Here is a 17,513-nt window from a genome sequence, read left to right on the forward strand (position 1 = left end):
CCCTGAGCGCGGATCTCGCCGCCAGAGTCGCCGGTGAGGTTCGCTTCGACTCCGCCAGCCGCGCCATGTGGTCTGCCGATGCGTCGAACTATCGCCGGGTGCCGATCGGGGTGGTCAGGCCGCGCGACGTGGCCGACGCCGAGGCCGCCGTCGCGGTGTGCCGGGAGCACGGCGTGCCGGTGCTGCCCCGGGGCGCCGGCACGTCGATCGCCGGCCAGGCGGTGAACACCGCCGTCGTGCTGGACTTCACCAAGCACGTCAACAACATCGTCTCGATCGACCCGGACGCCCGCACCGCGCGCGTCGAGCCCGGCGTGGTCTGTGACGCCCTGCGCGACGCCGCCCGCCCGCACGGCCTGACCTTCGGCCCGGACCCGTCCACGCACAACCGCTGCACGCTCGGCGGGATGATCGGCAACAACGCCTGCGGCTCGCACTCGGTGGCCTGGGGCAAGACGGTCGACAACGTGCACGAGCTGGACGTGCTGACCTACCGGGGCGAGCGCCTCACCGTCGGACCCGGCGCCCCGGCGGCCGGCGCGATCCCGGACGCGCTGCGCGCCCTCGGCGAGCGCTACGCGGGTGACGTCCGGGAGGCGTTCCCGGACCTGACCCGCCGGGTGTCCGGCTACAACCTCGACCAACTGCTGCCAGAGAACGGCTTCGACCTGGCCAAGGCGCTGGTCGGCACCGAGGGCACCTGCGTCACCGTGCTCGGCGCGACCGTCCGCCTGGTCGAGTCCCCGCCGGCCCGCGCGCTGGCCGTGCTCGGCTTCCAGGACGCCTACCTGGCCGCCGACCACGTGATGGTGGTCCGCGAGCACAACCCGCTGACCATCGAGGGCATGGACGCCGGCCTGATCGCCGCCCTGCGCGCGCACAACCCCAACGAGACGACCAGCCGTGCCCTACCTGACGGCGGCGGCTGGCTGTACGTCGAGACCGGCGGCTCGACACCCGAGGAGGCCGAGGCGGCCGCGCACGCCGTGGCCCGCGCCATGAAGCCGTACGGCGCGACGAACGTCGTGGTCAGCGACCCGGCGAAGATGCGGGCGCTGTGGCGGATCCGGGAGGACGGCGCCGGCATCCTCACCCGCTCCCCGGACGGCGGCGAGGCCTGGCCGGGCTGGGAGGACGCGGCGGTGCCGCCGGAGCGGTTCGGCGCCTACCTGCGGGAGTTCGACGCGGTGCTGGCCAGGCACGGGCGGCGCGGGGTGTACTACGGCCACTTCGGGGACGGCTGCCTGCACGTGCGCATCGACTTCGACCTGCTCACCCGGGACGGCATCGCCAACTTCCGGGCCTTCATGGAGGATGCGGCGGACGCCGTCGTCGCGCACGGCGGGTCGCTGTCCGGTGAGCACGGCGACGGCCAGGCGCGCGCCGAGCTGCTGCCCCGGATGTACCCCAAGGAGATCATCACCGGGTTCGAGGAGTTCAAGGCCGTCTGGGACCCGGACGACAAGATGAACCCGAACCGGGTGGTCCGACCGGCGAAGATGGACGAGGACCTGCGCGTGTTCGTCGGCATGCCGCTGCTGGAGGGCCGCCCGCCGGAGCTGGCGTTCGCCCACGACAGGGGCAGCTTCGCCCGCGCCAACCGCCGCTGCCTGGGCGTCGGCCGCTGCATCACCGGCTCGGGCGGGGTGATGTGCCCGAGCTACCGGGCCACCGGCGAGGAGATGCACTCCACCCGTGGCCGCGCCCGGCTCCTGTTCGAGATGGCCACCGGCGAGGTGATCACCGAAGGCTGGCGCTCGCCCGAGGTCGCCGAGGCCCTGGACCTGTGCCTGTCCTGCAAGGGCTGCAAGCGGGACTGCCCCGTCGGCGTCGACATGGCCGCCTACAAGACGGAGTTCCTCTCCCAGCGCTACAAGCGACGCCTGCGCCCGCTCTCGCACTACTCCATGGGCGCGCTGCCCCGCTGGCTGCGCCTGACCGCCCGTATCCCCGGCCTCCCCCGCGTCCTCAACGCCGCCGCCCGCCGCCCGTCGCTGGCCAAGCTCGCCAAGGCCCTAGCCGGCATCGCCCCCGAACGAGCCATCCCCCCGCTCGCCCCCCGCCCGTTCACCTCGTCCGCGAGTCGGGGATTTCGTCAGGGTGAGTCGCGGGTTTCGTCAGTGACAGAATCCGCGACTCACCCTGACAGAAACCCCGACTCGCGGGTGGTTTTGTGGCCGGACACGTTTACCGATCACTTTGACCCGGTGATCGCGGAGGCGGCCGCCTCGGTGCTCGGGGCGCTCGGGTATCGGGTGGAGGTGCCGGGTGGGCCGGTGTGTTGTGGGTTGACGTGGCATTCCACCGGGCAGGTGGACGCGGCGCGGCGGGTGTTGCGGCGGACGTTGCGGACGTTGCGGCCGTGGCTGGAGGAGGGGGTGCCGGTCGTCGTGTTGGAGCCCAGCTGCGCGGCCGCGCTGCGCGCTGATCTGCCCGAGCTGCTGCCCGGCGACCCGGAGGCGGCCAAGCTGGCGCCGTCCGTGCGGACCTTCGCCGAGGTGCTGGCCGCGCACACCGACGAGCTTTCCGCCCGTAGCGTCCGTACAGACCTGCGCGCGCTCGTCCAGGTGCACTGCCACCAGCACGCCGACCTGGGCGCGGAGGACGACCGGGCGGTGCTCAAGGCGCTCGGGGTGGACGCCGAGGTGCTGGACTCCGGCTGCTGCGGGCTGGCCGGCAACTTCGGGTTCGAGCGGGGGCACTACGAGGTGTCCATGGCCTGTGCGGAGCGGGTGCTGCTGCCGGCGGTGCGCGCGGCCGACGAGGACGTCGCGGTGCTGGCCGACGGGTTCAGCTGCCGCACCCAGCTCCGCCAGGCCGGCCAGCGCGAGCCGCTGCACCTCGCGCAACTGGCCGCCCGCGCCCTGGGCCTGGACGGCTAGGTCAGCTGGTCGAGGTCGATCGTCAATGGGTACGGCCGGGTGGTGGTGAAGGTGCCGGTCCTCTCGCCGTCGTCGGCGTAGCCGAGTTCGCCGGCCAGGTGGCAGGCGAGCAGGGACACGGGCTTGTCCAGGTCGACGATCCAGTAGTGGCCGATGCCGGCGTCGGCGTACTCGCCGCGCTTGACCACGTGGTCCATCCGCCGCGACCCCGGCGACACGATCTCGACCGCGAGTCGCACCTCCGACGCGCGCAGCATGCCGCCCTCGGCCCGGACCCGGTCGATTCCGTCTTGATCGTCGATGATCAGGTCCGGTATCCGGGCCGTGCCCGGTTGGTCTGTCGGCGCGAGCCGCAGGTCGATATTGACCTCTGAGATGACGCGAACGCCGGGCGGTAGCTGTGGCTTGAGCTGATCGCGAAGTTCGCCAACAGCGAGCATGTGGTCCGGGGTCGGGCTCGGCGACATGACGAGCGCACCTTCCTGCAGCTCCGCCCAGCGATAGTCGTCGTCCTCGCCGAGCGCGGTGAACTCGGCGACGGTCAGCGGCCGCGTGGGCGGCGGTTGCGGAAAGGCCGTCATCCCTCAGCTCCTTCCTGGGCGGCGACCAGTCTGGCATGCCGGCGCCCGTCCGCTAGCCACCTTCGGGTCGGAAGTGTTTGTCAGCGCCGGTTAGCGGCGTGCGCCCGGGGTAGGGTCGCCGGCATGACGGAGGTACCCAACATCACGCTGAACAACGGCGTGGAGATCCCACAGTTCGGTTACGGGGTGTTCCAGGTGCCGCCGGAGCGGACGTCGGCGGCTGTGCTGGAGGCGTTCGCGGCCGGGTATCGGCACATCGACACCGCGCAGATGTACCGCAACGAGGAGGGCGTCGGGCGCGCGCTCGCGGAGTCCGGGCTGGCCCGCGACGAGGTGTTCGTCACCACCAAGCTGAACAACGGCGCGCACGGCTACCAGCGGGCCATCGCGGCGCTGGACCAGAGCCTGGGCACCATGCGGCTGGACTACGTCGACCTGTTCCTGATCCACTGGCCGCTGCCCCGCCAGGACCGCTACGTGGAGACCTGGAAGGCGTTCGAGAAGCTGCTCGCCGACGGCAAGGCCCGCGCCATCGGGGTGTCCAACTTCCAGCCAGCGCACCTGGAGCGGCTGGCGATGGCGACCGAGGTGGTGCCGGCGGTCAACCAGATCGAGCTCCACCCCCGGCTCACCCAGCACGAGCTGCGGAAATACCACGCCAAGCATGGCATCGCGACCGAGGCGTGGAGCCCGATCGCCAAGGGCAGGGTGCTGGAGCACCCGACGCTTCAGGGACTGGCCGACAAGTACGGCAAGACCGCCGCGCAGGTGGTGCTGCGCTGGCACATCCAGATCGGCAACATCGTGTTCCCCAAGACCAGCAGCCCGGAGCGGATGCGGGAGAACATCGACGTGTTCGACTTCGAGCTGGACCCCGACGACGTGGCGGCGATCGAGGCGCTCGACGACAGGCACCGCACCGGGCCGGACCCGGACACCTTCGACATGACGGGCTGAGGTACGGCCGGCGCAACGCCCGTTCCGCGTGTCAGCGACTATAGAAACCGTGAGCTACGCACTGAAGCTGGTTCCCGCGCTGGACCGTCCCGACCTGCTGGCCGAGCCGGTGCGGGACGCGATCGTCGCCCTCGGCCCGGTCGGCGGGTCCATCGAGGTCGCCGAGATCGACCCCGAGCTGGCCGATACCGCCGCGTTCTGCGAGCGCTACGAGGTCCCGCCGGAGGAGTCGGCGAACTGCGTGCTGGTGGCCGGCAAGCGCGCCGGCGAGTCGCGGATGGCTGCGGCGCTGGTGCTGGCGACGACGCGCGCGGACGTCAACGGCGCGCTGCGGCGGCTGCTGGACGTGCGCAAGGCATCGTTCGCGGCGCGGGACGTGGCGACCGGCCTGACCGGGATGGAGTACGGCGGGATCACCCCGCTCGGGCTCCCCGACGGCTGGCCGGTGTACGTGGACGGCGCGGTCGCGGCGGCCGCCCGGGTGGTGATCGGCTCGGGGGTGCGGCGGAGCAAGCTGGTGCTGGCGGGTTCGGTCCTGGCCGCGCTGCCGTCGGTGACGGTGGTCGATGAGCTGGCGGTGCCGGTCGGTGCCGGCTAGACGCGGCGGTCGGCGGCGGTCGGTGTGAACCCGTCGACCGCCCAGGCCGAGGTGATCGTCGACGAGCTGATCCGCCGGGGCGTCGCCGACGCGGTGCTCTGCCCCGGCTCGCGCAACGCGCCGCTGTCGTTCGCGCTGCACCGCGCGGAGCTGGCCGGCCGGATCCGGCTGCACGTGCGGATCGACGAGCGGACCGGGGCGTTCCTGGCGCTCGGGCTGGCGCTGCGCTCCGGGCGGCCGGTGCCGGTGGCGTGTACGTCCGGGACGGCGGCCGCGAACCTGCACCCGGCCGTGCTGGAGGCGTCCTATGCAGGGGTGCCGCTGCTCGCCCTGACCGCGGACCGGCCGCCGGAGCTGGTCGGGACCGGCGCGAACCAGACGATCGTGCAGCACCAGCTGTTCGGTCGGGCGCCCCGGCTGTCGGTCACGCTGCCGGTGGCGCGGGCCGGGACCGACGGCGAGCTCACGGCCTGGCGGGCGTCGGTGGCGCGGGCGGTGGGGGTCGCGCTCGGCGCGGCGGGCGGCGGCCGGGTCGGGCCGGTGCACCTGAACCTTCCGTTCGCCGAGCCGCTGGTTCCCGACGTGCCGGGCGGGTACGACGTGTCCGAGCCGGTGGACGGCGCGCCGTGGCCGGCGCCGGCGCTCCCTCCAGCCGTGGCGGACGCCGCGACGCTGCCGCTCGACCCGTCCGCGCCGACGTTGGTGCTGGCCGGCGGGGTGCCGGCGGGACCGGTGCCGGGGCTGCCGGCGGACCTCGGCGTCCCGGTGGTGGCCGAGCCGCACTCGCCGTTGTGGCCGCGTGCGCTGCGCACCGGCCCGTGGCTGCTCGGTTCCCCGGCGCTCGAGCGGCTGCGCCCGGCCCAGGTGCTGCTGCACGGCCGGCCGACGCTGCACCGGCCGGTGGCTCGGTTGCTGGCCGACCGGCGGGTGGCGGTGTACGCGGTGGCGGGCACGGTCGGGACCACCGGCCCGGAGGGCGCGGAGCTGCCGCCGTCGGTGCGGGCGGTCGGGGTGCCGCCGCCGCTGCGCCCGCCGCCGGACTGGTGCTCGCGGTGGGAGCGGGCCGACGCGGCCGCCTCCGCCGCGCTGGACCGCGCGCTGGCCGATCCGGCGACCCCGGTCGGGCTTCGGCTGGCCGCCGCCGTGGTCGCCGGGCTGCCGGACGGCGCGCTGCTGGTGCTCGGCTCGTCCAACCCGGTCCGCGACGCCTCGCTGGCCGCGCGCCCCTGTACCGGGCTGACAGTGCTGTCCAACCGGGGCGTGGCCGGGATCGACGGCACAGTGTCCACCGCGACCGGCGCTGCGCTGGCGCACGGCGGGCCGGCCTACGCGCTGATCGGCGACCTGACGGTGTTGCACGACCTGACCGGGCTGGTGGTCGGCCCGTACGAGCGCGCGCCCGAGCTCACCCTGGTGGTGCTCAACGACGCGGGCGGCGGGGTGTTCTCGCTGCTCGAACAGGGCGCGCCGGAGTACGCGGGGAGCTTCGAGCGGGTGTTCGGCACGCCGCACGCGGTGCGGTTGGACGCGGTGTGCGCCGGGCTGGGCATCGGGCATCGGCGGGTGGACGACCTGGGCGGGCTCGCGGACGCGCTGGCCGGCGGTTCGGAAGGCGTGCGCGTGCTGGAGGTGCCGGCCAGCCGGGCGGGGCTGCGCGCCGGCCATGCCGCGGTGCGGGCGGCGGTGGATGCCGCGGTGTCCGATGCCGGTGTGTCGGAAACCGCTGCTCGTGGTGGCGGGAGCCACGACTCGAGCTGACGAAATCCGCGACTCACCCTGAGAAAATCCCCGACTCGCGGTTACGAATGGCCCGGTTCGCGGAGGGTGGCGAGCCAGGCGCGGGTGTGGCGGGGGGAACGGAGGCGGACGACGGGGGGTACGGACTCGTCGGTTTCCCAGGCGCGGACTCGGGTGCGCTTGTGCTGGAACGAGCGGAAGTGGAAGGCGACTATCGAGTCCGGGGAGAACGCCTGGCGGAGGGTCTCGCGGTTGCCGTTGCAGATCGGGCGGCCGTCGAGCGTCCTGGCGAGGGTGCGGCGGACCAGGCGGGACAGGGAGACCCAGCGGGGGTAGTCCAGGGCGACGATCAGTTGGGCGCGGCCGAGGGCCAGGTCGAGCCAGGAGCTGTACGCGGTGTCCAGGATCCACTCATCGCCCGCGCAGATCTCCTCGAACCGGCGCCGTTGCTCGTCGGCGGGCACCCCGACCCAGCCGGGTTCCCACGTCAGGTTGTCCACCTCGTGCCAGCGGATGCCGACGGTAGCGCCGAGCCGAGAGGCCAGCGTGGTCTTCCCCGACCCGGTGACGCCGTAGATCACGATCCGGCGGATACCGCGCACAGATTCCGGTCCGCGCACCCGTAAACTCCCTTCGGTGAGCAGCAGCCCAGCCGCCGCCGGTCCCGGCACGACCGGGCGATTGCTCGACGAGGCCGCCAGCCTGCTGCTGCCGGTGGTCATGCCGGTGGTCAGGCGGCTGCCCGCGATCATCCTCATCCTCACCGGGCTGGTCAGCCTGGTGGGAGTGCTGGTGCTGGTCGGGGCGGCGCGCGACGACCATGCGATCGAGGCGCACCCGGCGGTGGCCACCGCCGAGGTCCTGCCCGGCTCGGACTACACCCGCACGCTGATCAGGTTTACCACGGACGACGGCGAGACGGTCGTCCCGGAGAGCGGGGTGTTCTACCCGCGCGGCCTGGAACCGGGCCAGATCGTGCGGGTGGAGTACGACACCACCCACCCGGAGCGGGCGCGGGTGCTCGGGCGGGACGCCGGGTTCGGCTACCTGCCGATCGGGCTCATGATCGTCGTGGTGAACGCGGTGGCGCTGCCGATCGCGTTCATGCTGCGCGGGCGTCAGCTGCGCCGGCTCGAGGCCGAGCTGCCGCCCGTCGAGTAGGGGTCCTCCGAGCTGGCCGCCCGCCAGCAGTCCAGCACCTGCGCGGCCGCCGACGGCGCGGCCACCAGCAGCCCGTTCTCCGGCACCGGGTCCGGCCGCCCGCACCTGTCCAGCACCACCGCGCCGGCCTCCAGGGCGAGCGCCAGCCCGGCCGCCACCTCCCAGCCCCGGTACTCCTCCAGCACCGCCGCGGCCGCGTGACCGAGCGCGACCTGGGCGATCGCCAGCGACGCCGAGCCGAGCACCCGCACCCCGAGCCGGGCCCGCGCCGCGGCGCCCAGGAACGCCGGCAGGCCGTCGCGCGCGGGCTCCACGCAGATCGGGTAGCCGCCGCCGGCCGCCCGCTCCCGCACCCGCACCGGCACCCCGTTCACCCGCGCGCCCCGGCCCCTGGCCGCCGCGTAGATCTCCGCGCGGGTCGGGTCCGAGATCACCCCGACCACCGGGCCGGTGGCGTCGAGCAGCGCCAGGCTGTAGCCGTACCAGGGCAGCCCGGCCAGGTAGTTCGCGGTGCCGTCCACCGGGGCCACCAGCCAGCGGTACCCGGCGCCGTTGGGCTCGCTGTACTCCGCGCTCATCACCGGGCTCATCACCGGTCCGACCACCGGGATGTCCGGGAACTCGGCGGCCAGCACCCGGCGGGTGTGCCGTTCCAGCGTGCGGTTGGTGTCGGTGACCCAGTCGAACAGCGCGGTCTCGGCGCCGGCCCGACCGCCCCGCTCGGCGGTGGCCGCGATCACCTCGGCGGCGTCGTTGGCCAGCCGCCCGCCGACCTCCAGCGCGCGGGACAGCAGCCCGGGGTCGACCGGTCCGGAGGGCGGTGTGTGCACGACCGTCATGTCGGCCCAGCGTGACCGGGCCCGGTGACCCGGGTGCGTCCGGCGGGTGACGGGTAGCGGATCACCAGGTCAAGTGTGTGTTCGAACCGCCGGGTTCGCGAAGTTGTCGCGGTGTTCCATAGCTGGTCACGCCGGTGTCGGCTCGGGGGATGCTGGCCGGGGCATGGTCCGGGGCGTGAGGGTGGCGATCGTGTCGGAGTGTTTCCTGCCCACCGTGAACGGGGTGACCAACTCCGTGCTGAGGGTGATGGAGCACCTGCGCGGCGGCGGGCACCGGGTGATGGTCGTCGCGCCCGGCGTGAGCGACCCGGAGGAGCACCTCGGCACCCCGGTGATCCGGGTGCCCGCGATGGACCTGCCGGTGGTCAACTCGATGCCGGTGGGGCTGCCCACCCGCCGGGTGCTGACCGCGCTGCGGGGCTTTCGGCCCGACCTGGTGCACCTGGCGTCGCCGTTCGTGGTCGGCGCGCGCGGGCTGGCCGCCGCCCGCAGGCTGGCCATCCCGACCGTCGCGGTGTACCAGACCGACGTGGCCGGGTTCGCCGGTTCGTACGGGCTGGCGCTGACCGCGCGGGCGGCCTGGCGCTGGACCTGCCGGCTGCACACGCTGGCCGACCGGACCCTGGCCCCGTCCAGCTGGGCGGCGGACGCGCTGCGCTCGCGCGGGGTGCCCAGGGTGCACCGGTGGGCGCGCGGGGTGGACACCTCGCGGTTCCGGCCGTCGCGGCGGCGCCGGTGCTGGCGCGAGCGGCTGGCGCCGGGCGGCGAGCTGCTGGTCGGCTACGTGGGGCGGCTGGCGCCGGAGAAGCAGGTGGAGCGGCTGGCCGCGCTGGCCGGGCTGCCGGGGATCAGGCTGGTGGTCGTGGGCGAGGGGCCGAGCGAGCCGAAGCTGCGCGAGCTGCTGTCCGGGCTGGGCATCGACGCGCGGTTCCTGGGCTTCCGGGACGGCGAGGAGCTGGCCGAGATCTACGCCTCGCTGGACGTGTTCGTGCACACCGGCCCGTCCGAGACGTTCTGCCAGGCGGTGCAGGAGGCGCTGGCGTCCGGGGTGCCGGTGGTCGCCCCCGACGCCGGCGGCCCGCGTGACCTGGTGATACCCGGCCGCACCGGGTACCTGGTGCCGCCCGGCGACGGACCGACCGACCGTCGGTCTAGTTCGGCGCTGCGCGCCGCCGTGCTCGCGCTCGCCGACCCGGACACGTGCCGCCGCGCCGGGGTCGCCGCCCGCCGGTCGGTGCTGCGCCGGGACTGGCCGACGGTGTGCGCCGAGCTGGTCGGGCACTACGCCGAGGTGCTCGGCGAGGCCGGCCGCGCCACCGGCCGGACGGCGGCCTGACCTGGCCGGCGGCGGCATGCACATCGTCCAGCTGGCCAACTTCTACGGCCCGCGCTCCGGCGGCCTGCGCACCGCGCTGCACCACCTCGGCGCCGGGTACGCCGCGCGCGGGCACACCGTCACGCTGATCGTGCCCGGCGGGCGGCACACCGACGAACGGCTGGCCACCGGCATCCGGCGGATCACGCTGCCCGCGCCCAAGCTGCCCGGCACCGGCGGCTACCGGGCGGTGGACCCGTGGCGGGTGCGCCGGCTGCTGGACCGGCTGCGCCCGGACACGATCGAGGTGTCCGACCGGCTGACCCTGCGCGGGCTGGGTGGCTGGGCGGCCGAGCGTGGGGTCCCCAGCGTGGTGATCTCGCACGAGCGGCTGGACCGGCTGCTGGAGCAGTTCCTGCTGCCCGGGCCGGCGGCGCGCCGCGTCGCGGACTGGGCGAACCGACGGATGGCGGCCAGCTACGACAGCGTGGTGTGCACCACCGCGTTCGCCGGCGCCGAGTTCGACCGGATCGGCGCGCGCAACGTGCTGCGGGTGCCGCTCGGGGTGGACCTGGCCGCGTTCTCCCCGTCGCGCCGGGACGCTGGCCTGCGACACCGGCTGGCCGGCCCGGCGGACACGCTGCTGGTGCACTGCGGGCGGCTGTCCGCGGAGAAGCACGTGGAGCGCAGCGTGGACACGGTGGCCGCGCTGCACGCCGCCGGCGCCCGGGTCCGGCTGGTGGTGGCCGGCGACGGCCCCCGGCGGACCGCGCTGGAGCGGCGGGCACGGTCGCTGCCGGTGACCTTCCTCGGGTTCCTCGCCGACCGGGCGGCCGTGGCCACGCTGCTGGCGTCCTCGGACGTGGCGCTGGCGCCCGGCCCGCACGAGACGTTCGGCCTTGCCGCGTTGGAGGCGCTGGCCAGCGGCACCCCGGTGGTGGTGTCCCGGTCGTCGGCGCTGGTGGAGATCGTCCGCCCGGACTGCGGCGCGGCGGTGGCCGACGACCCGGCCGCGTTCGCCGGCGCCGTGCGCGGCCTGCTCGCCTACGAGGAGTACGCCAGGCGCGCGTCCGCGCGCGCCCGCGCCGAGGAGTTCACCTGGCCGGCCACCGTGGCCGGGATGCTGGACGCGCTCTCACCTCCCGGCGGCGAAGGCCCGTAGGTCGGCGACGAGCAGGTCGGGTTCCTCCAGCGCGCCGAAGTGCCCGCCCCGGTCGAACGTGGTCCAGCGCACGATGTTGTTCGTCCGCTCCGCGATCCGCCTCACCGGCAGCGCGATGTCGTGCGGGAACACCGCCACCGCCGTGGGCACCGTGGACGGCGCCGGCGGTTGGTCCCAGGTCGCGGCGCCGTCGCGGTAGTAGCGGGCGGAGGAGCCGGCCGTGCCGGTCAGCCAGTAGAGCATCACGTTGGTGAGCAGCGCGTCGCGGTCGACCGTCCCGCGCGGGTCCGTCCAGTGCTGGAAGCAGTCCACGATCCAGGCCAGCTGCGCGACCGGCGAGTCGGTGAGCCCGTAGGCGATCAGCCGGGGCCGGGTGCTCTGGATCACCGCGTACCCCATCAGCTCGTACTGGTAACGCCTGGCGGCCTCCGCGCTGCGGGCCTCCTCGGGGTCGTCGGAGTCGGAGGCGTCCGCGCCGGAGGCGAACAGCTGCAGCACGTGCAGCGCGACCACGTGCTCCGGGTCGACCAGCCCGAGCTCGCGGGTGATCGAGGCGCCCCAGTCGCCGCCGTGCGCGAAGTACCGCCCGTACCCCAACCGCCGCATCAGCTCGGCCCACGCCCTGGCCACCCGCTCCGCCGTCCAGCCGTCGCCGTGCGTGACCCCGGACAGCCCGAACCCCGGGATCGACGGCACCACGACATGGAACGCATCCGCCGGGTCGCCGCCGTGCGCGCGCGGGTCGGTGAGCGGGCCGACCAGGTCGAGGTACTCCACGATCGAACCGGGCCACCCGTGCGTCAGGATCAGCGGCCGCGCGCCCGGCTCGGGCGACCGGACGTGCAGGAAGTGCACGTTCTCGCCGTCGATCTCGGTGCTGAACTGGTCGTACGCGTTGATCTTCTTCTCGGCCGCGCGCCAGTCGTAGCCGGTGCGCCAGTACTCGGCCAGCTCGCGCAGGTCGTCCACCGGCGGGCCGTCGCTCCACTCCGGGTTGGACGGCTGCTCCGGCCACCGGGTGTTCGCCAGCCGGCGGTGCAGGTCGTCCAGCGCGTCCTGGGGGATGTGCAGGCGGTACGGGTTGATCTCCGTCATGGGAACGACGGTATGAGGGATACAGGACAGTTTTGGTCCGCTATTGCCGACGGGTTAGCCTTCTGGACGTGTCCCGAGCCGGCCTGGACAAGGATCCGCGTGATGTCGCCCGCATGTTCGACGCGGTGGCGCGCCGCTACGACCTGACGAACACGCTGCTCTCCGGCGGGCAGGACAGGCTGTGGCGGATGGCCACCCGCCGCGCGCTGGCGCCGGGGCCGGGCGAGCGGGTGCTGGACCTGGCCGCCGGCACGGGGGTGTCCACCGTCGAGCTGGCCAGGGACGGGGCCTGGTGCCTGGCCGCGGACTTCTCGCTGGGCATGCTGCGGAGCGGGCGGCACCGGGGCGTGCCGATGGCCGCCGCCGACGCCCTGCACCTGCCGTTCGCGGACGCCAGCTTCGACGCGGTGACGATCTCGTTCGGGCTGCGCAACCTGGTCGACCCCGCCGCCGGCCTCGCCGAGATGGCCAGGGTCACCCGTCCCGGCGGCCGGCTGGTGGTCTGCGAGTTCTCCACCCCGACCTGGGCGCCGTTCGCGCTGGTGTACGGCAACTACCTGATGCGCGCGCTGCCCGCGATCGCCACCAGGGTGAGCAGCAACCCGGACGCCTACGTCTACCTCGCCGAGTCCATCCGCGCCTGGCCCGACCAGCCCGCGCTGGCCACCAAGATCGCCGCCGCCGGCTGGTCCGACGTGGAGTGGCGCAACCTCACCGGCGGCATCGTCGCGCTCCATCGCGCTCGCCGCCCGTGACCGGGAACAGGGTTACGAGCGTGGCGGCCGCGGCGTGGTCGCCGGTCACGGTGAGCGCGCCGGAGCGTTCGGCGTCGGCCAGCGGGCGGCCGCCGAAGATCACGGCGCGCAGCGTGGCCGGGTCGGTGTCGATGGTGACGTCGGCGGAGCCGTCGTCGGTACGGGCGGCCGTGAGCACACCGTCGGCCACCGTGAGGTGAAACGTTTCAACATCGAGCCGTAGCCGGTAGCTCGCCCGCAAACCCGCCGCCCGCCCCGGGTCGAACATCGACTTCAGCGCGATGACCAGCGAGTCCACCGTCAGCTCCGCCTCGGTGTCGACGGCGGTGGCGGCGCCCCAGCGGCCGAGCGCGAGCAGCGCCGGCTCCAGCTCGCGCCCCCTCGCGGTCAGCTCGTAGACCACCGCGCCGGTCGGCGGCCCGAGCCGGCGGCGTTGCACCACCCCGGCCGCCTCCAGCTCGCGCACCCGCTGGGACAGCACGTTCGGGCTCACCGCCCCCAGCCCCTGCCGCAGCTGGCCGAACCGCTTCGGCCCGAGCAGCAGGTCGCGCACCACCAGCAGCGCCCACCGCTCGCCCACCAGGTCGAGGGCGCGCGCGATCCCGCACGGGTCCTGATAGCTGCGCGCGGCGGTCACGTTTTCAAGTCTATACGAAATCCGTACCGTATAGTCCTAACTTAGGACTAAGGAGGAGAAGGTCATGGCTACCTACGTTCTGATCCCGGGGGCCGGCGGCGAGGCGTGGTACTGGCACCGGGTGGTGCCCCTGCTGCGCGAGCGCGGGCACGACGTGATCGCCGTCGACCTGCCCGCCGACGACGACTCGGCCGGCCTCGCCGAGTACACCGACGCCGTGGTCGAGGCCATCGGCGACCGGCACGACGAGCTGATCCTGGTCGCCCAGTCGATGGCGGGATTCACCGCGCCGCTGGTGTGCGAGCGGGTGTCGGTGCGGCTGCTGGTCATGCTGGCCGCGATGACCCCGGCGCCAGGGGAGTCGCCCGGCGACTGGTGGGCCAACACCGGCCAGCCGGCCGCCGAGCGCGAGCTCGCCGAGCGGGAGGGCCGCGCCTGGGGCGGCGAGTTCGACCCGCTCGTGACGTTCCTGCACGACGTCCCGCCGGCCGTGGTGGAGCAGGCGATGGCGCGCGGACAGCGCGACCAGTCCGACGCGCCGTTCGCCAAGCCGTGGCCGCTGTCGGGCTGGCCGGAGGTGCCGACCCGGTTCCTGCTCACCAGGGGCGACCGGCTGTTCCCCGCCGAGTTCCAGCGCCGGGTGGTCCGCGAGCGCCTCGGCATCACCCCGGACGAGATGGACGGCGGCCACCTGGTCGCGCTCAGCCGCCCCGCCGAGCTGGTCGACCGCCTGGAGGCCTACCGCGCCGAGGCCGGCCCGCGCTGACGTCCGGCGGGCCCGAGGAGCCCATCGACCTGGACCTCTTAGTGAAGGCTTAAGGTCGCGGCCGTGAGAGCGCGCGCGGGGTGGCTGGTCGGGGTTGCGGTGGTCGCGGTGGTCGCGGGCGGATGTGGCTCGCCGTCGGCACCGCCCGCGAGCTCGGCCCCCGCGAGCCCGCCCGCGCCCGCCCCCTCGGCCACCGCGCCTGGGACCCTGCCCGCCGACGCCCCGGACGTGATCAAGCTCCCGCCCGGTTTCGCGCCGGAGGGGATCGCGGTCGGCCAGGGTTCCACGGCGTACCTCTCCAACAGGGAGAACGGCGCGCTCTACCGGGTCGACCTCGCCACCGGCCAGGGCGCCCAGCTCGCGCCGCCGTCCGGCAAGGGCATGCAGGGCCTCAAGGTCCGCGACGGCCGGATCTACGCGGCCGGGCGCAGCGCCGGCGACGCCAGGGTGCTCGACGCCGCTACCGGCCGCCAACTGGCCAGCATCCCGCTGGTCCAGCGGCCGACCGAGGACAACAACCTGATCAACGACGACCTGCTGACGAACGACACCTGGTGGCTGACCGACTCGCGCAACCCGGTCCTCTACCGGATCGCCCTCAAACCGGACGGCACCCCCGGCGACGTGCGCAAAGTCCAACTGACCGGCGACTACCGCCACCAGAAGGGCGTCAACGCCAACGGCATAGCGCTCACCCCGGACGGCACCGGCCTGCTGATCGTCCAGTCCAACACCGGCACGCTGCTGCGCGTCGACCCGAACACCGGCAACGCCCGCACCGTGGACCTGGGCGGGGAGAAGCTGGACGACGGCGACGGCCTGCTGCTCGACGGCCAGACGCTCTACGTCGCGCAGAACGACCCGAACAAGCTCGTCGTCATCCAGCTCGACAAGACCGCATCCACCGGCCGGGTCACCCAGCGCATCGCCGACCCCCGCTTCGACAACCCGAGCACGATCGCCGCCTACGCCGGACGCCTGTACCTGCCGAACGCCCGGTTCGGCGTCGACGCGACCCCCACGACCGCCTACACGGTGATCTCCGTCCCCCTCCCGCGCTAAGCCGCACAACGCCCACACGGGCTTACCCAGGAGACCCGCCCACCCGTGATTGGGCGAGCGCCAGGGGTCCGGCTTACACTCGCGAACGGACTTCGTGAATCCGTTCACAAGCGACCGGACAGACCAGCAGAACACGCGCTACCACCACATGCGCCACAACGCACCGGGAGAGCCGTATGGCCGAGCCGACCGCACCGAGCGCCGCCGGTGACACGGACCGCACGGCCGATGTCATCGTGGTCGGCGCCGGCCCGGCCGGCTCGACGGCCGCCGCCTACCTGGCCCGCGCCGGCCTGGACGTGCTGCTGCTGGAGAAGTCCACGTTCCCCCGGCCGAAGGTGTGCGGCGACGGCTTCACCCCGCGCGGCATGAAGCAGATCATCGACCTGGGCATCGACTGCTCCGAGGCGAACGGCTGGCTGCACAACCGGGGCCTGCGGGTGCTCGGCGGCGGCGTCAGCCTGGAGCTGGACTGGCCGGACCTGGCCAGCTTCCCGAACTTCGGCGCGGTCCGGCCCCGGCAGGACTTCGACGAGCTGCTGGTCCGCAACGCGGAGAAGGCCGGCGCCCGGCTGCACGAGCAGACCAGCGTCACCGAGGCGATCACCGACGAGCGCACCGGCCGGGTCACCGGCGTGCGCGCCACCATCGGCAAGGGCAAGGACAAGCAGGCCCTCACCTTCCGCGCCCCGCTCACCCTGGCCTGCGACGGCGTCTCGGCACGGGTCGCGCTGTCCCTGGGCATGGCCAAGCGGGACGACCGGCCGATGGGCGTTGCGGTGCGCCGCTACTACACCAGCCCGCGCCACAACGACGACTACCTCGAGTCGCACCTGGAGCTCTGGGACCGCAGTGATCCACGTAGCCCCAAGCTCCTCCCCGGCTACGGCTGGATCTTCGGCATGGGCGACGGCACCAGCAACGTGGGCCTGGGCATCCTGTCCACCAGCCGCGCGTTCGGCTCCACCGACTACCGCGCGCTGCTCAAGTCCTGGCTGGACGGCACCCCCGAGGAGTGGGGCTACCGCGACGAGAACGCGGTGGGCACGGTGGGCGGTGCCGCGCTGCCGATGGGCTTCAACCGGACCCCGCACTACCGCCCGGGCCTGCTGCTGGTCGGCGACGCCGGCGGCATGGTGAACCCGTTCAACGGCGAGGGCATCGCGTACGCCATGGAGTCTGCGTCCATCGCCGCCGGCTGCGCGATCCAGTCGCTGGCCCGCTCCGGCTCGGCAGCCGAGCACGCGCTGAGCGGCTACCCGACGGCGATGCGCCAGGCCCTGGGCAGCTACTACCGCATCGGCAACCTGTTCTCGCGCGCCATCGGCAATCCCACGGTGATGCGGCTGGCCACCCGGCACGGGCTGCCGCGCAAGACGTTGATGGCGTTCCTGCTCAAGCTGCTGGCGAACCTGTACGACCCGAAAGGCGGCGATAGCTCGGACCGGGTCATCCACGCGATGACGCGGCTCACACCCAGCCTTGAGTAAGGCTTGCCTCACTCGCGGAGCGAGCTGAGCAGATGATTAGGGTCGGCAAAGTGTCGGCTGAGATAACAGGGATTCGGGCGACAAGCGAAATCGGAGGCGAGAGATGCTCCAGCCCTACCTCCCGCTAGTGCTCATGTTCGCGCTGGCCGGTGCGTTCGCGTTGTTCTCCGTGACGGCCGCGCCGTTCGTGGGTCCGCGCCGGTACAACAAGGCCAAGCTGGAGGCCTACGAGTGCGGCATCGAGCCGTCGCCGCAGCCGATGGTCGGCGGCGGGCGGATGCCTGTCGCCTACTACCTGACGGCGATGCTGTTCATCCTGTTCGACATCGAAATGGTGTTCCTCTACCCGTTCGCCGTCACCGCCGATTCGCTCGGATTGTTCGGGCTGGTCGAGATCGTGCTGTTCATCGGCACCGTCGGTTTCGCCTACATCTACGTATGGCGGCGCGGCGGGCTGGACTGGAACTAAGGGGCTA

At 73.6% G+C, this 17,513-nt stretch carries 17 protein-coding genes; 12 read left to right on the top strand and 5 right to left on the bottom strand.

What is annotated here, in order from left to right; all coding sequences use genetic code 11:
- Positions 1-98: 98 nt before the first annotated feature.
- Complete coding sequence (locus N912_RS0135530) at positions 99-2,882, top strand: FAD-binding and (Fe-S)-binding domain-containing protein (RefSeq protein WP_425415350.1); 2,784 nt, start codon at positions 99-101, stop codon at positions 2,880-2,882.
- On the opposite strand, the gene N912_RS0135535 is transcribed toward N912_RS0135530, so the two are convergent.
- Entirely contained in the window at positions 2,879-3,463 is a 585-nt protein-coding gene (locus N912_RS0135535) for a Uma2 family endonuclease (RefSeq protein WP_028926166.1), read from the bottom strand. The genes N912_RS0135530 and N912_RS0135535 overlap by 4 nt on opposite strands.
- 123 nt (positions 3,464-3,586) lie before the next feature.
- On the opposite strand from N912_RS0135535, the gene N912_RS0135540 reads away from it, so the two are divergent.
- Genes N912_RS0135540 through menD form a run of 3 tightly spaced genes read left to right on the top strand, consistent with a single transcriptional unit; the run spans position 3,587 to position 6,776 of the window.
- Positions 3,587-4,420: an aldo/keto reductase gene (locus N912_RS0135540; protein ID WP_028926167.1), complete on the top strand. Its 834-nt coding sequence runs from the start codon at positions 3,587-3,589 to the stop codon at positions 4,418-4,420.
- A gap of 40 nt (positions 4,421-4,460) precedes the next feature.
- Positions 4,461-5,018 carry a YbaK/EbsC family protein gene (locus tag N912_RS0135545; protein ID WP_028926168.1) on the top strand — a complete coding sequence of 186 codons (558 nt, stop codon included), beginning with the start codon at positions 4,461-4,463 and terminating at the stop codon, positions 5,016-5,018.
- Positions 5,019-5,042: 24 nt separating this feature from the next.
- On the top strand, positions 5,043-6,776 hold the full coding sequence (gene menD, locus N912_RS56705) for a 2-succinyl-5-enolpyruvyl-6-hydroxy-3-cyclohexene-1-carboxylic-acid synthase (RefSeq protein ID WP_051581264.1): 1,734 nt from the start codon (positions 5,043-5,045) through the stop codon (positions 6,774-6,776).
- Between the two features lie 41 nt (positions 6,777-6,817).
- Here the strand turns inward: menD and N912_RS0135555 are convergent, their stop codons facing one another.
- Entirely contained in the window at positions 6,818-7,375 is a 558-nt protein-coding gene (locus N912_RS0135555; protein ID WP_051581265.1) for a P-loop NTPase family protein, read from the bottom strand.
- Positions 7,376-7,391: 16 nt separating this feature from the next.
- On the opposite strand from N912_RS0135555, the gene N912_RS0135560 reads away from it, so the two are divergent.
- On the top strand, positions 7,392-7,916 hold the full coding sequence (locus tag N912_RS0135560; protein ID WP_156994247.1) for a DUF3592 domain-containing protein: 525 nt from the start codon (positions 7,392-7,394) through the stop codon (positions 7,914-7,916).
- Here N912_RS0135560 and N912_RS56710 read toward each other — a convergent pair.
- The gene (locus N912_RS56710) at positions 7,874-8,755 is read right to left on the bottom strand and encodes an inositol monophosphatase family protein (protein ID WP_051581266.1); all 882 of its coding nucleotides are present in this window, start codon (positions 8,753-8,755) and stop codon (positions 7,874-7,876) included. The genes N912_RS0135560 and N912_RS56710 overlap by 43 nt on opposite strands.
- Before the next feature lie 175 nt (positions 8,756-8,930).
- On the opposite strand from N912_RS56710, the gene N912_RS0135570 reads away from it, so the two are divergent.
- Both N912_RS0135570 and N912_RS0135575 read left to right on the top strand, forming a co-directional pair.
- A complete protein-coding gene (locus tag N912_RS0135570) occupies positions 8,931-10,091 on the top strand; it encodes a glycosyltransferase family 4 protein (RefSeq protein ID WP_028926171.1) in 1,161 nt (386 codons plus the stop codon).
- A 16-nt stretch (positions 10,092-10,107) separates the two neighbouring features.
- Positions 10,108-11,232 carry a glycosyltransferase gene (locus N912_RS0135575; RefSeq protein WP_028926172.1) on the top strand — a complete coding sequence of 375 codons (1,125 nt, stop codon included), beginning with the start codon at positions 10,108-10,110 and terminating at the stop codon, positions 11,230-11,232.
- Here the strand turns inward: N912_RS0135575 and N912_RS0135580 are convergent.
- Positions 11,206-12,327, bottom strand: a complete 1,122-nt coding sequence (locus N912_RS0135580) for an epoxide hydrolase family protein (protein WP_028926173.1) — start codon at positions 12,325-12,327, stop codon at positions 11,206-11,208. The genes N912_RS0135575 and N912_RS0135580 overlap by 27 nt on opposite strands.
- A 68-nt stretch (positions 12,328-12,395) precedes the next feature.
- On the opposite strand from N912_RS0135580, the gene N912_RS0135585 reads away from it, so the two are divergent.
- Positions 12,396-13,082, top strand: coding sequence for a demethylmenaquinone methyltransferase (locus N912_RS0135585; RefSeq protein ID WP_028926174.1), 687 nt, complete (start codon positions 12,396-12,398; stop codon positions 13,080-13,082).
- Here N912_RS0135585 and N912_RS56715 read toward each other — a convergent pair.
- Positions 13,039-13,719, bottom strand: a complete 681-nt coding sequence (locus tag N912_RS56715; RefSeq protein WP_051581267.1) for a winged helix-turn-helix transcriptional regulator — start codon at positions 13,717-13,719, stop codon at positions 13,039-13,041. The two genes, N912_RS0135585 and N912_RS56715, sit on opposite strands and share 44 nt — an antisense overlap.
- A gap of 64 nt (positions 13,720-13,783) precedes the next feature.
- Between N912_RS56715 and N912_RS0135595 the strand changes: the two genes are divergently transcribed.
- The 4 genes from N912_RS0135595 to N912_RS0135610 all read left to right on the top strand — a co-directional run bounded on the left by N912_RS0135595 (position 13,784) and on the right by N912_RS0135610 (position 17,506).
- On the top strand, positions 13,784-14,485 hold the full coding sequence (locus tag N912_RS0135595; protein ID WP_028926175.1) for an alpha/beta fold hydrolase: 702 nt from the start codon (positions 13,784-13,786) through the stop codon (positions 14,483-14,485).
- A 63-nt stretch (positions 14,486-14,548) separates the two neighbouring features.
- Positions 14,549-15,547: an SMP-30/gluconolactonase/LRE family protein gene (locus N912_RS0135600; RefSeq protein ID WP_028926176.1), complete on the top strand. Its 999-nt coding sequence runs from the start codon at positions 14,549-14,551 to the stop codon at positions 15,545-15,547.
- A 176-nt stretch (positions 15,548-15,723) separates the two neighbouring features.
- The gene (locus N912_RS0135605; RefSeq protein ID WP_028926177.1) at positions 15,724-17,037 is read left to right on the top strand and encodes a geranylgeranyl reductase family protein; all 1,314 of its coding nucleotides are present in this window, start codon (positions 15,724-15,726) and stop codon (positions 17,035-17,037) included.
- A 103-nt stretch (positions 17,038-17,140) separates the two neighbouring features.
- A complete protein-coding gene (locus tag N912_RS0135610) occupies positions 17,141-17,506 on the top strand; it encodes an NADH-quinone oxidoreductase subunit A (RefSeq protein ID WP_028926178.1) in 366 nt (121 codons plus the stop codon).
- The last annotated feature ends 7 nt before the right edge of the window (positions 17,507-17,513 follow it).

This window comes from Actinospineispora acaciae DSM 45401 (genome assembly GCF_000620785.1).
Taxonomy (GTDB): Bacteria; Actinomycetota; Actinomycetes; order Mycobacteriales; family Pseudonocardiaceae; genus Pseudonocardia; species Pseudonocardia acaciae.